The sequence below is a fragment of the Marinobacter confluentis genome, assembly GCF_004785685.1.
GTDB lineage: Bacteria > Pseudomonadota > Gammaproteobacteria > Pseudomonadales > Oleiphilaceae > Marinobacter > Marinobacter confluentis.
Genome location: NZ_SRPF01000003.1, coordinates 208,099 through 220,916 on the forward strand (window position 1 = coordinate 208,099; position 12,818 = coordinate 220,916).

9 protein-coding genes are annotated in these 12,818 nt (G+C 60.3%); 4 read left to right on the top strand and 5 right to left on the bottom strand.

All coding sequences use genetic code 11. The annotated features are described in order from the left end of the window. Positions 1–247: 247 nt before the first annotated feature. The 4 genes from E5Q11_RS11520 (at position 248) to E5Q11_RS11535 (ending at position 4,204) form a co-directional block, all read left to right on the top strand. The gene (locus E5Q11_RS11520; protein WP_135803581.1) at positions 248–1,681 is read left to right on the top strand and encodes a circularly permuted type 2 ATP-grasp protein; all 1,434 of its coding nucleotides are present in this window, start codon (positions 248–250) and stop codon (positions 1,679–1,681) included. Continuing rightward, positions 1,675–2,613, top strand: a complete 939-nt coding sequence (locus tag E5Q11_RS11525) for an alpha-E domain-containing protein (protein WP_135803582.1) — start codon at positions 1,675–1,677, stop codon at positions 2,611–2,613. The genes E5Q11_RS11520 and E5Q11_RS11525 overlap by 7 nt, the downstream gene beginning before the upstream one ends. After that, positions 2,610–3,407: a transglutaminase family protein gene (locus tag E5Q11_RS11530; protein ID WP_135803583.1), complete on the top strand. Its 798-nt coding sequence runs from the start codon at positions 2,610–2,612 to the stop codon at positions 3,405–3,407. The genes E5Q11_RS11525 and E5Q11_RS11530 overlap by 4 nt, the downstream gene beginning before the upstream one ends. Positions 3,408–3,478: 71 nt before the next feature. Beyond that, positions 3,479–4,204: a proteasome-type protease gene (locus tag E5Q11_RS11535; RefSeq protein ID WP_135803584.1), complete on the top strand. Its 726-nt coding sequence runs from the start codon at positions 3,479–3,481 to the stop codon at positions 4,202–4,204. A 21-nt stretch (positions 4,205–4,225) separates the two neighbouring features. Here the strand turns inward: E5Q11_RS11535 and E5Q11_RS11540 are convergent, their stop codons facing one another. From E5Q11_RS11540 to E5Q11_RS11560, 5 genes are read right to left on the bottom strand one after another with little or no spacing between them, the layout of a single operon-like run. Further along, the gene (locus E5Q11_RS11540; RefSeq protein ID WP_191964473.1) at positions 4,226–5,332 is read right to left on the bottom strand and encodes a lipocalin-like domain-containing protein; all 1,107 of its coding nucleotides are present in this window, start codon (positions 5,330–5,332) and stop codon (positions 4,226–4,228) included. Then, positions 5,329–7,617: an FtsX-like permease family protein gene (locus E5Q11_RS11545; RefSeq protein WP_135803585.1), complete on the bottom strand. Its 2,289-nt coding sequence runs from the start codon at positions 7,615–7,617 to the stop codon at positions 5,329–5,331. Before E5Q11_RS11545 ends, E5Q11_RS11540 begins: the two co-directional genes overlap by 4 nt. Positions 7,618–7,621: 4 nt before the next feature. Continuing rightward, positions 7,622–8,299, bottom strand: coding sequence for an ABC transporter ATP-binding protein (locus E5Q11_RS11550; protein ID WP_135803586.1), 678 nt, complete (start codon positions 8,297–8,299; stop codon positions 7,622–7,624). After that, entirely contained in the window at positions 8,292–11,462 is a 3,171-nt protein-coding gene (locus E5Q11_RS11555; RefSeq protein ID WP_135803587.1) for an efflux RND transporter permease subunit, read from the bottom strand. Before E5Q11_RS11555 ends, E5Q11_RS11550 begins: the two co-directional genes overlap by 8 nt. Then, positions 11,459–12,709, bottom strand: coding sequence for an efflux RND transporter periplasmic adaptor subunit (locus E5Q11_RS11560; RefSeq protein ID WP_135803588.1), 1,251 nt, complete (start codon positions 12,707–12,709; stop codon positions 11,459–11,461). Before E5Q11_RS11560 ends, E5Q11_RS11555 begins: the two co-directional genes overlap by 4 nt. Positions 12,710–12,818 lie beyond the last annotated feature (109 nt).

Consider the following 12,818-nt stretch of genomic DNA (forward strand, 5'->3'; position numbering starts at 1 on the left):
TCAGCGCCCCCTGCGTCTCTCTCTGCACCAGTTTGACGCACTGCGCCGCCGGCCTGACGCCAATTCATTGGCATCGTCAACGCTTTTGACAAACCTCATCCCGACTCCTTTACTGATAAAGGGCTAATTCCAGCCAGGCGGGAAGAACTGGCCCGCCGTTTGCTGCCTGCTCTTGGTAAAAACCCAACTATAAAACCGGCGACCAGACACGGCGTTCCTGACGCCGCCCAGGGAGAAGTAGCTAACCATGCTGATAAAAACTCCGGAGGAAGGCCTGTACGACGAACTGTTCGACCTGAACAATCGCGTACGCCCCCACTACCGAACCCTTGAAAACTGGCTGATCAATTCCGATGAGGACCTGATCGCCGAAAAACGCCGGGAAGCCAATGTGCTGTTCCAGCGCCTGGGCATCACTTTTAACGTGTATGGTCAGGATGAGGGAACCGACAGACTGATTCCCTTTGACCTGATCCCCAGGGTTATCTCCGCCTCGGACTGGCAGAAGCTGCAGAGCGGCCTGCGCCAGCGGGTGAACGCACTTAACCGCTTCCTCCACGACATCTACCATAACTTTGACATTGTGAGAGCGGGCGTTATCAACGCCGAGCAGGTGTTTGCCAATCCCCAGTACCAGCCCGGCATGCAGAACCTGAAGCTGCCCCGCAATCTGTATTCCCACATCGCCGGCATCGACCTGATTCGCAACAACGACGGCGACTTTTACGTGCTGGAAGACAACCTCCGCTGCCCCAGTGGCGTGTCCTACATGCTGGAAAACCGCCGCATGATGATGCGTCTGTTCCCGGAACTGTTTGCGGAAGCGCCGGTGGCACCGGTAGACCATTACCCGGCTTTGCTTGGCGAGACCCTGCGGGCAGCATCACTCAAACCCAACCCGACCGTGGTCATTCTCACACCCGGTCGTTTTAACAGTGCCTATTTTGAACATGCGTTCCTGGCGCGCCAGATGGGCGTGGAGCTGGTAGAAGGCGCCGACCTGTTCGTACGCAAGAACAAGGTGTTCATGAAGACCACCATTGGCCCTCAACAGGTTGACGTCATCTATCGCCGGATCGACGACGATTTCCTCGATCCGCTGGCCGGTAACCCACAGTCGATGCTGGGTGTGCCCGGCCTTTACGGCGCCTATCGCAGTGGCAATGTGGTGCTGGCCAATGCCATGGGTACCGGCGTAGCCGACGACAAATCCATCTACCCCTACGTGCCGGATATGATCCGCTTCTACCTGAACGAGGAGCCGATTCTGAAAAACGTGCCAACCTGGCAATGCCGCCTGCCCAAGGACCTGAAATACGTGCTGGAACACCTGCCGGAACTGGTGGTGAAAGAAGCCCAGGGTGCCGGCGGCTATGGGATGCTGATAGGCCCACGGGCATCGAAAAAGGAAATCAGCCATTTCCGTGATCTGTTGAAGGCCAAGCCCCATCACTATATCGCCCAGCCCACGCTTAGCCTTTCTACCTGCCCCACCTTCGTGGACGAGGGGATCGCACCCCGACACCTGGACCTGCGGCCATTTGTACTGAGCGGCAAGAAAGTCCAGATGGTGCCCGGCGGGCTGACGCGGGTCGCATTGAAGGAGGGTTCACTGGTGGTGAACTCGTCCCAGGGCGGCGGAACCAAAGACACCTGGGTGCTGGAGGACGACTTATGCTGAGCCGCGACGCCGCCAGCCTGTTCTGGATGGCCCGTTACCTTGAGCGCGCCGAGTCCCAGGCCCGCCTGCTGGACATCAGCCTGACCATGGCACTGATCGATGTTCCGGAAGACCGGGAAGAGCAACTATCCGTGCCTCTGCTGGTCACCGGCACTGCCGAGGAATTCAAGGAACTCTATGGCGATGTCACGCCCCAGAATCTGATCGATTTCATGCTGCTGGATGACCGCCATCCCGCCAGCGTATTCAACATCATTCAAAGTGCCAGGGATAACGCGCTCCATGTTCGGGGCAACCTGTCGGCGGACGTCTGGGACAGCATTAACCTGTCATACATTGAAATGAAGGAGCTGCGCAAAACCGGCGTGACCGAATCCAATGCCAGCCAGATCTTCGACTGGACCCGCGCCCGCTCCCACATCTTCCGGGGTGCCGCATACGGTACGCTGCTGCGAACCGACGCCTTCCATTTCATGCGTCTGGGCACCTTTATCGAAAGGGCGGACACAACAGCCAGGGTTCTGGATATCCGCCATAAAATGGCCAGCGCCTCCCAGGACGAACACGCCACCCGCTCCTTCTTCGAGTGGACGGCGCTGCTGCATTCACTGGCAGCATTCGAAGCCTACCAGCAGATCTATGGCCACAACATTCTGCCGCTGAACGTGGCCGAGCTGTTGATACTGGAGCTGGACGTGCCCCGTTCGCTTCACGCCTGCCTGCATGAAATCGTGGCGCTGCTGGAACTGGTTGAAAGCGGCGATGCCCGCAAAGCCAGGCGAATGGCCAACAGCCTGTACGCCAATATCCACTTCGGCGATCGGGATTACATCGCGGAGCGCGGCCTGCACGAATATCTGACCGATTTTCTCGAGCGGATTCAGGCCATTTCAGGACAGATCCAGAAAGACTATATGGGGTGGCAGGTATGAAACTGAAGATTCGCCACGACACAACCTACACCTACGAAGAACCTACGCAGACCAGCATCCAGTATCTGCGGCTGACCCCGCGCAATACGCCCCAACAGCGAATTCTGTCCTGGAACCTGCGTACACCGGGCGATACCAGCATGATGACTGACGGCTTCGGCAACCAGGTTACAGTGATGACCATGGACAAGCCCGTGACCGAAATTACCCTGACCGCAGAGGGCGTAGTGGACCTGACCGGCAAACCCCTGACCAAGGATGACTCCCCGTTTCCACCAGAAGTTTTCCTGCGGCCGACACTGCTGACCGAAGCCAACAAACCCATCAAGCAGTTTGCCAAGCAGTTTTCGGCCAACAAGCGCAGTCTGGTGCGGATGATGAACCGGATTCTGGAGCGTATCGAGTTCATGCCGGGCGCCACCACCGTCACCCACACAGCGGCCGAAGCCTTTGATCAGAAACGGGGCGTCTGCCAGGACCACACCCATGTGTTTATCGCCTGCTGCCGCTATATTGGTGTACCCGTGCGTTACGTCAGCGGTTACATCCACACCAATAGCGAAGACCACCTGGCTACTCACGCCTGGGCGGAAGTCTGGCTGGGCCGAAACTGGCACACGTTTGATGTGGTGAACCTGCTGAACGTGGCCGAAAGCCATATCAAGCTGGCCACCGGGCTGGATTACCTGGACGCAGCGCCGGTGCGAGGAATGCGCAGTGGCGGTGGCACAGAGCGGCTTCACACCAAAGCCTGGGTGACCCTGGCGGGAGAAAAGGCCGGGGAAAATCAATAAAACACAACATGCTTTCTGCGAAAAACCCGGTAAACTGACGCCGTTCAGTCTGTTCCCGAGGAAACCCGCTTATGACCTATTGTGTGGCGATGCGTCTGGCCAATGGCCTTGTGTTCGCGTCCGACTCCCGCACCAACGCCGGCTTTGACCAGATTTCCACCTTCCGCAAGATGCATGTCTTCGATCAGGAAGGCGAGCGGGAACTGGTCATTCTGTCCGCCGGTAACCTGGCCACCAGCCAGAGCGTAATCAGCCTGCTGGAAAAGCGATGCGGCACCGAGGAGCTGAACCTGCTGAACGCACCCTCCATGTTCGAGGCAGCGGAGCTGGTCGGGCAGACCATGCGGGAAGTGATTCGCCGGGATAACCCGGACGGCAAGATCAGCCACGTGGATTTCAGCTGTTCCATGATCCTGGGCGGGCAGATTCGCGGCGAGAATCCGCGCCTGTTCAACATCTACGCGGAAGGCAACTTTATCGAAGCCACCCGGGAAACGCCCTATTTCCAGATTGGTGAATCCAAGTATGGAAAACCGATTCTGGACCGGATCATGAAGTTTGATACCGACCTTGATCGCGCCTATGAGTGCGCCCTGATTTCCTTTGACTCCACCATGAAGAGCAATCTGTCTGTCGGCATGCCATTGGATGTCGCTATTTACCGCAACGATGAACTCAAGCCCTGCTTTATCGAACAGGTTGATGAGCACAACGATTACTTCCATCAGCTTCGCACCAAGTGGCACAAGGGCATACAGTCACTTTTCAACGATCTGGTCCCGCCGAACATTCGCTGAACACTCGCCGAGGCGAGCGGTTCATTTACTGTAGCCGGTCAGTTCCATATAGCCCACCCCCGTGTGGGAGCCTTCCACGGTGACCGGGCTTTCCCAGTAAGGGTAAAGCCCGGCATTCCAGTACTGGCCCTCGGGCGCAACAACCTCTATATCCAGCTCCGCGTCCGGAATCTGCAATCGGAAACGCTCTGGTACGCGGCCGGTTTCAGACTCTCGCCAGCCCTCGCCGGACAGCTCGATCTGATCAGGCCCCAGTGAGGTGGCGGTGCCATCCGGCGCGATCCAGGTACCGGAGCGGAAATCGCGTCCACCTTCGTCTTCCCTCAAACGGAACGCCATCAGCTTGTGGCCATCGTCCAGATGCAGGGCAAACCAGTCCCAGCCCTGCTGGCCGGTTTTCAGAAGCTGGCTGCTCCATTCCCGGTCAAACCAGCCCTTGCCCCGAACCTGATGGGTGGTGCCATCCATCGTCACGGTGCCGCTGATGTCCAGGTCGGTCAGGCTGAAGTACATGGAACCCTGGCCGTCGAAAGACTTGGCACTGAAACCGTTATCGCCGTGGGCCACGCGCTCACTGGTATTGGCCAGTTGCAGGTCATAACCCCAGCCGTCTGCTTCCACGGTAAGGCGCCAGGGTTCACCGGTGGAAGGCTCCGACAGCAACCAGTCATCCAGCCACACCTGCAGGGGCGCAAACGTGGCACCTGCGTGGCCCACATCGCCCCGCGCCAACCGTTCGGCAAACTGGTGCTGGCCGTCAAAGGAAACCGCCGCGTGGGCCATCCAGGCGGCCTCGAGTGGCCAGTTTTCCGGTGGCGGTGCCACTGCATCCGCAGGCCTTGGCTTGATCGCCTGGCGGAACTGGGTCCATTGCAGGCCGAGGGGTTCACCTTCTGCCGTCTCCAGATTGGCGGTCAGATACCACCACTCGATGCGGTGCTGGGGGTGGGGGCCAAAATCCCCGGGAAAAGTCAGCGGGTCGCCCGGACCCGGCTGCAGGAATTCGTCGTCGCTTGTGTTATCCACCGACGCCGCCAGGCCGGCAAAACCCTGATTTCCTGAGAGCTCGGAGCAAGCCGCTAGCATCAGGGTGATGACCAGCAGCATCAGAGTCCGGATTTTACTCATCGCTCACCTCCGCCAGCCAGGCTTGCACCGGGTCTTAAAGATACCTGCCCGTTCAACTGCCGCCCGATCAGCCAGGCAATCACCAGGCCGATCAGGGCCATCACTACGCCCAGCTCCACCCAGAACCCCGGATAGACTGCCATAGGCAATGACCAGCCGAACGCCAGCGGGTTGATCCTGCTGACCAGCACCCAGGTAAGCCAGACTCCAAGCGGCAAAGCCACCAGAGTAACCCCGGATGTGAGCAACAGCGCCAGACGCCGGAGTTGGGCACGCACCGCATCGGGCTGCAATCCCCAGATGCCCAGCAGATGGAAATACCAGGACCGCGTGGAGAAGAATACCCAGCCCATGACCAGCAAGGACAGCGACGCCAGCACCAGAGTCAGCACGCTGATGGCGCGAGTTAACAGAAAGGTCTGTTGAAACACCTGGCTGGCCAGGGCCTGAATACTGGCGTTATCCCGGATGACCAGGTCCGCCACCTGCCATTCATCTTTAAGGCGCTGGCCGATGTCCTTGACTGAGCGTTCGCCGGGATTGACCGAGAAGCTCTGGAATGAGGGCGTGAAATCATCGGGCAAACCCGCGCCATCAATCAGCAGTTCCGCCGCAGGGCGACCGTAATCCGCATAAACGCCCACCACTGGCATTGTCAGGGACGCGCTACCAATTCCCACTGTGAGCCGCTGCCCCAGCGAAAGGCCCTGACGGCGGGCGAGTTGTTCGTTCACCATCACACCGCCGGACGAGAGCGCCGTCCAGGGTTCCTCTACCGATTCCAGCAGGGTCCAGTCAGTGACCAGCGATGTGATCGGCGACAGCGCCATCAGATCAGTGGTAACCGGCTCACCCTCAGCGTTGATGTCCGGCAACTGCACCTTGCCCCGACGGACATGGTGCCAGTCGCCGAGGCCGTTCAGGTCTGCAAGCGTCCTGGAACCGCCTTCGGCGCTGGCCGATTCAGGTATTTCCACATAGAGCTCAGCGGACAACCGCTGCGCCAGCCACTGCTCGAATGTATCCTCGAACGTGGTCACCAGCGCCTGCACCGCCAGCACCGTGGCCATGGCAAACTGCAGGGCCACCACCGGCAGTGCCAACTGGCGGAACATCACCGCCAGTTCCCGATACCGCCAGCGGCCCAGTGGAGCGCCGGGGGACTGCCGCCTTGCCACAGCATCGGCAGACCGGGCCAGCAGGCCGGGCATCAGGCCGCCGATACCGGTAAACACCAGCGCCGTGCCGACAAATACCCACACCAGTGAGAAAGCCCAGATAACCATTTCAACGCCGATAGCGACCATCAGGGCCCAGACCCACCAGGGCAGAACAGCCGGCTCGGACGGCTTGGACTGATACCCAGTACGCTCTGGGATCAGCCGATCCACCAGGCACACACCCAGCACCAGGACCAGCATCACAAGGCCGGCCTGCCAGGGCACCGGGGTGTCCTCACCGGCATAAAGCGACAGATCAAACAGGCTGTCCAACGCCAGGCCGAACCCCTGGCCCAAGCGGTTCGCCAGCGCCTGCCCCAGCCAGACACCGGGCACCACACAGATCAGCGTGAGAAGCGTGAGCTCCATCGCCAACAAACGCTGCAGCCGGGATTTTGTCACCCCGAATCTTTCCAGCAGGGCGAAGCTGCTGCGCCTCTGCGCCAACCCCAGGTGGTAGACGCTGCGCACCAGCAGACCGGTGATGAACAGCACCAGCAGGCTGAGCGCATCCAGATTGAGCAGGAAGCTGTCGGCCAGCTCGCCGGTGGCCGGGCCTAGCTGGAAACTTCGTCGCTGATAGCCTTCGGGAAGGAATTCGGTATCCGGGCTGATAAGCAGAGAAAGCTGACCAGATTGTTCCGCCCGGCCAGATCCACCGGTCACTTCGCTGATATCCACGAAGGGGTCGCCGGTGAGCTCGCCCGCAACGCCGACGGCGCTATCACCTGCTGGCGGCACGTCGAAACAGGCCATGGCCAAGGGGTCAATGCCAATCACCCGGCGCGCCGGATCGCCAAGGGCGGTTTCCAGCCAGGGAGCAACGCAGACGCCAGCCCGACGCAGGGTCACAAAATCCTCAACCGTTACCGGTTGACCATCGGCCCGAACCACCGCTTCGCGGGCAGCAACGGACTCTTCACTGACCGCCAGGCTCTCCCGGGCCTGGCCTGTCAGTACCGACACCCCGGTCCAGAGCATGGTAGCCACCACAATCATCAGCGCCAGCGCCAGCAATTGCAGCGGGTGGCGCCGGTAATGGCTGGTCATCGCCCTGATCAGCATGCGGCTAACCACCCTCGCCCAGATCAAGGCAGTGATCACAGCGACTGGCCAACGCCTGGTCGTGGGTCGCCATCACCAGCGCGCAGCCGGTTTGCCGCTGAACCTCAAACAGTCGGTCTGCCACTTCTTCCGCGGTCTGCCGGTCCAGACTGCCTGTGGGTTCGTCCGCCAGTGTGATCTCAGGGTGCATGGCAAACACCATGGCCAGGGCGGCCCGCTGACGCTGGCCGCCGGATACCTGGTCCGGGAACCGGTGGGCCTCTGCGCCGACACCCAGTTGTTCCAGCCAGTGCATCTCGCCACCAGCACGATGCCCGGCCAGGCTTGCCCGCAACTGGACGTTCTCCAGCAGGGTCATGGCGGGCATCAGGTTGGCTTCCTGAAACACCACGCCAATGGTGCGTTTTCGTAGCAGGGCCCATTGACAAGTGGCAGCGGGGGAAGCAACTCCCTGCTTAACCTCAAAGTTCTGATCAGCAACAGTAATGTCGCCAGCATCAGCCGTTTCCAGCCCGCACAACAGATTCAGCAGGGTGCTCTTACCCGACCCGGAGCGGCCAATAACCGCCATTGACTGGCCCGCTGACAGCGTAAAGGAAAGGCGATCAATTACCCGAACCGTGTCCTCACCACTCCGGAATCCTTTGCTGAGTGCGGCGGCGGCCAGCACTGTTTCAGACATGGCTTGTCTCCTGGTCGTTGTTCGGCCCATTATCCAGTGAACGGCCTGATTGCCGTGCCCTCCGTTCCCGGAACTGCTCCAGACAGGACAGCAGCGCTGGAATCACTGCCAGCACCAGCAGGGTAGACAGGCCGAGACCAAAGGCAATGGATGTTGCCATCGGAATCAGGAACTGGGCCTGCAAAGAAGTTTCAAACAGCAGTGGCAGAAGCCCGCCAATGGTCGTCAGCGATGTCAGAAGCACGGCGCGAACTCGCTGTACCGCTGCCTCGTTGAGCGCCTCATTGATACCCAGGCCTTTGCTGCGCTGCTGATTGTAGAAAGCCACCAGAATTATGGCGTTGTTCACCACAATGCCGGAAAGCCCGAACAGTCCAAACAGAGAGAGAATGGTCAGCTGCAAACCCATCAGCCAGTGGCCTATCAATGCCCCAATCAGCGCAAAGGGGATAATTGCCATTACGATCAGCGGCAGGCTCCAGGACGCGAACACCCAGGCCAGCACCACATACATCAGCCCCAAACCAATAATCAGCCCGGTACGCATATCGTTCAGGGTTTCTCGCTGGTCGGCGGAACGACCTTCGAAGCTGTATCGCAGGTTGTACTGCTTTGCCAGCGACGGCAGCACCGATTCCTCAAGGCTGGCGATAATGTCATCGGTGGTGCTGATGCGGGTGTTCAGGGAAGCAGTCACTTCGACCGCTAACTGACCATCGGCGTGGCGCAGGGCCTGAAAGCCCTGCTGGTGGTCCAGGTTCATCACCTGGGACAGGGGCACGAAGCGACCGTCCGGCACCCGAATGCTCAACTGGGCAAGCGTGGACATTCGTTCCCGCTGGTATTCGGGCAATTGCACCCGCACTTCCACTTCATCACGGCCATCCTGGTAAATCTGGGCAATCTGACCATCAAATGCCGCGCGCAACTGTCGGCCCAGCTCGTTGGTGGTCAGCCCCAAAGCCTCGCCCTGTGCGCTTACCTGGTAAATCAGCTGTTCCCGGCCCCAGGGCATATCGTCTTCGGTATCCAGCACACCCGGCAGGGAAGCAATGGACCCGGCAAGCGACTCGGCCGCGCGTTTCAGTGCAATGGCATCCTCGCCGGTCAACCTTACGTTCAGATCACGACCGGGCGGACCGGACTGGCGTTCCGTTATATTCAGGTTGTTCAGGCCGGCCGGAAGCTCAAGCCTGCTGCGCCATTGCCGTATGAATTCAGGGTTGCGCACGGAACGCTGATCCGAGGGCATCAGTTCAACCAGCATCGAGCCCAGTTCATCGCCGTTTCGACTACTGCCCGGAGCGCCGCGGGTGGCGCCATGGCTGGTCATGGCATGAAGCACCAGGCCATCGCCCAGGGCAGCTTCGGTTTCATTCAGCGCCTGCTGCATCTCCCCCAGGAAATCGTCCACGGTTTCTTCACTGGTGCCGGCAACAAAGCTGGCGTTGGCGTAGAGTATGGAAGGCTCGGGCGTGGGGAAGAAATTGAACCCCAGCCGACCACCGGCCAGCAGGCCTGCCGTCAGAAACGCCAGTGCCAGGGCGCAGGCCAGAGTAGTCCCGCGGTGTTCAAGGGTAAGCTTTGAAAAGGCCCGGAAGCGACCGTTGCGGAACCGGTCGAAGCGCCGTTCGAAACCGGCGCGCACCCGGTCGACCGGGCCCGGTGAAGGGGCTTCTGCTCCATGGGGTTTGCGGGGAATGAAGGCATGGCGAAGGTGTGCCGGCAACACGATAAAACATTCCAGCAGGGACGCAACCAGAACGCAGATCATCACCAGAGGAATGTCGCCCAGAATATTGCCGATAACGCCGCCCACCACCAACAGGGGCATGAATGCAGCGACGGTGGTCAGGGACGAGGCCAGCACTGGCCATACCATCCGCCTGGCCGCGCCTTCCGAGGCGTAAATGGACGCCTCGCCCATTCTGGCGTGGGCGTCGGCATCTTCCCCCACCACAATGGCGTCATCCACGATCACCCCCAGCGCCATGATCAGCGCAAACAGTGAGATCATGTTGATCGAACCGCCAATCCCCCAAAGCACGGCCATGGCCGCCAGAAAAGCGGTAGGAATCCCCACCGCGACCCAGAAAGCCACCCGCCCCGGCAAAAACAGGTACAGCAGAAGGACCACAAGTACCAGGCCGCCAAACCCGTTCTTGATCAGCAGAGTGATCCGGTCGTCGATCAGTTGCCAGGTTTCGTCATAAACCTCAATGGAAACCGAGGGCGAAAGAGTGGGGCGCGTCTCCGCCAGCCACTGGTCCAGCACATCGGCGGCTTCCAGCGAGTTACCATCTTCCGCCCGCTGTAACTGCAGCTCGATGGCCGGCAGCCCCTTGTGACTCATAGTGACCTGGCTGTCCCTCGCTTCCTGGCGGATATAGGCCATATCGCCCAGAGCCAGCCTTGTGCGCTCATCCACATCTACCGGGATGGTTTCAAAGTCCTGAGGGCTGCGGCGTTGCTGAACCGATCGCAGTTCCCGGGTCGAGTCCTGCTGCCCCATCATGCCGGCCGGCAGGTCCCGGGAAATCGCCTGAACCTGGTCCGCAACCTGTTGCAGTGTCAGGCCCAGGGTTTCCAGCCTTTCGACCGGCACGTCGATGCTGATCTGCTGCTCCGGCAAGCCGGTCATGGATATTCGGTCAATGCCCCGGGTGAGCAACTCGTCCTCAAACCGGTAAGCCAGCTTTCGCAGCTCGTCCCGGTCCAGCTCACCATAGACCAGCAGCCGGCCCACCGGCTCGTATCGCTCAACCCGCGTCACCTGTGGCTCTTCGGCATCGGCGGGAAAGTTATTGAACTCGTCCACCTGCTGGCGCACATCGTCCAGAGCCTGAATCGGGTTGCTGCCTTCAACAAACTCCAGGGTGATGGACGACACGCCCTGGGCTGATGTAGAGGTCATCTTCTTCAGCCCCTGGATACTGCGGAACCGCTGCTCAAGGGGATTGGTGATGCCCTGCTCGACGTCCTCTGCGGAGGCACCGCTCCAGACCACCCTAACGCTGACCACATCCAGTGCAAACGTTGGAAAGAACTGAATGTTCATACGGGACAGCGCCAGAGACCCGCCCAACAGCATCATCAGCATGACCAGGTTGGCGGCCACCCGGTGGTGAACGAAAAAACCGATGACGCCTTTGCGCCGCCTCATTCGGGGGCTCCGTCATCGCTGCCTGCAAGCTGGACCCTGAGGCCGCTCATGGCATTTGGAAGATGGGTGGTTATCAGTGACTGGCCGTTCGCCAGTTCCGGGCTGGCAATCAGCAGCTGCCGTTCACCGTTGGCGGCGGCAATCTCGCCCAGCCGCTCTACCCGCACCCGGCGCATGCGGTTGGCTTCGGTCATCAGATAAACACTGTCACTGCCGTAAAGTGCGCTGTGAGGAATCACAGCGGCATTGTCCGCAGGGGGGCGCTGCAACATTACCGGCAGCAGACCACCGGGGCGCAGGCCATGATCGGCAGAGCCAGGGGATTGCAGTACCAGAATAACCTCGGTGCCTGAAGGGTCGCTGGTCCCGGCGAAGCGCTGCAGGTTAAACACATGCTGGCCATCAACGGTTCTGGCTTCAAGGCGCTGACCCTCTCGCAGCGCCGACATCAGCTCGGCCAGATATCGGTCAGGTACCGAGGCCCGAAGCTCCAGCCCCTGAAGCGGGTAGACAGACAGCAGCGGCGCATTCTGGTTTACCCGATCACCGGGGGCCACCTGCAGGTCGGTCACCACGCCTTCGAAGGGCGAGGTCACTGTCGCGCGCGCGACGTTGAGGCGGGTACTGGCCAGTGCAGCATCAGCCCTTGCCAGACGGGCATTCAGACTATTCAGGCGCGGCAGGTGCTCAGCGATGGCCCGTTCCCTGACCGTCACCGTGAGCCGGGCCCGAGCCAGGGCATCGGTCACCGCGTCAAGATCTTCCCTCGAGGCCAGGTTCCGGTCCACCAGTGACCGGGTGCGCTGGTATTGCCGTTCCGCGCTCTCCAGTATCGCCTGTTCACTGGCCAGCGCCTTGCGATCATTGGCCGCGCGAATGGTTTCAGCAGACACCTGGGCCTGCAGGTCGGATACGTCAGCCAGGGCCTGATCCAGCATCGGCTGAACGTCGGCTTTGTCCATGGCAACCAGCAGATCGCCAGGGGCAACCTGTTGCCCTTCCCGAACCGGAAGCGCCGCTACCCGGCCTGCCAGCGAGGCGGTAATGCGTAACTGCTCCGGAGCCACCAGCTCACCGTAGAGCGGCAACACGGGCACCTGTTCCGACAATTCTATCGGCATGGTCTCAACCAGCCAGGCTCGCTCCTCGACGCTGACCGACTCCGGCTCAGGCCTTGACGCCTTGAGCACCAGGAAGCCACCAATCCCAATGGCCAGAATAATCAGGGGGATGAAACGTCGCACCATGGAGCCTGCCTGTTAGTACTTTAGTCTTAAAGGCCTATTTCCAGCGTGAAACAGGACCTGTTCCTTGAGATCATCATATGCTCAAAAACCATACATATCTGGCCACACC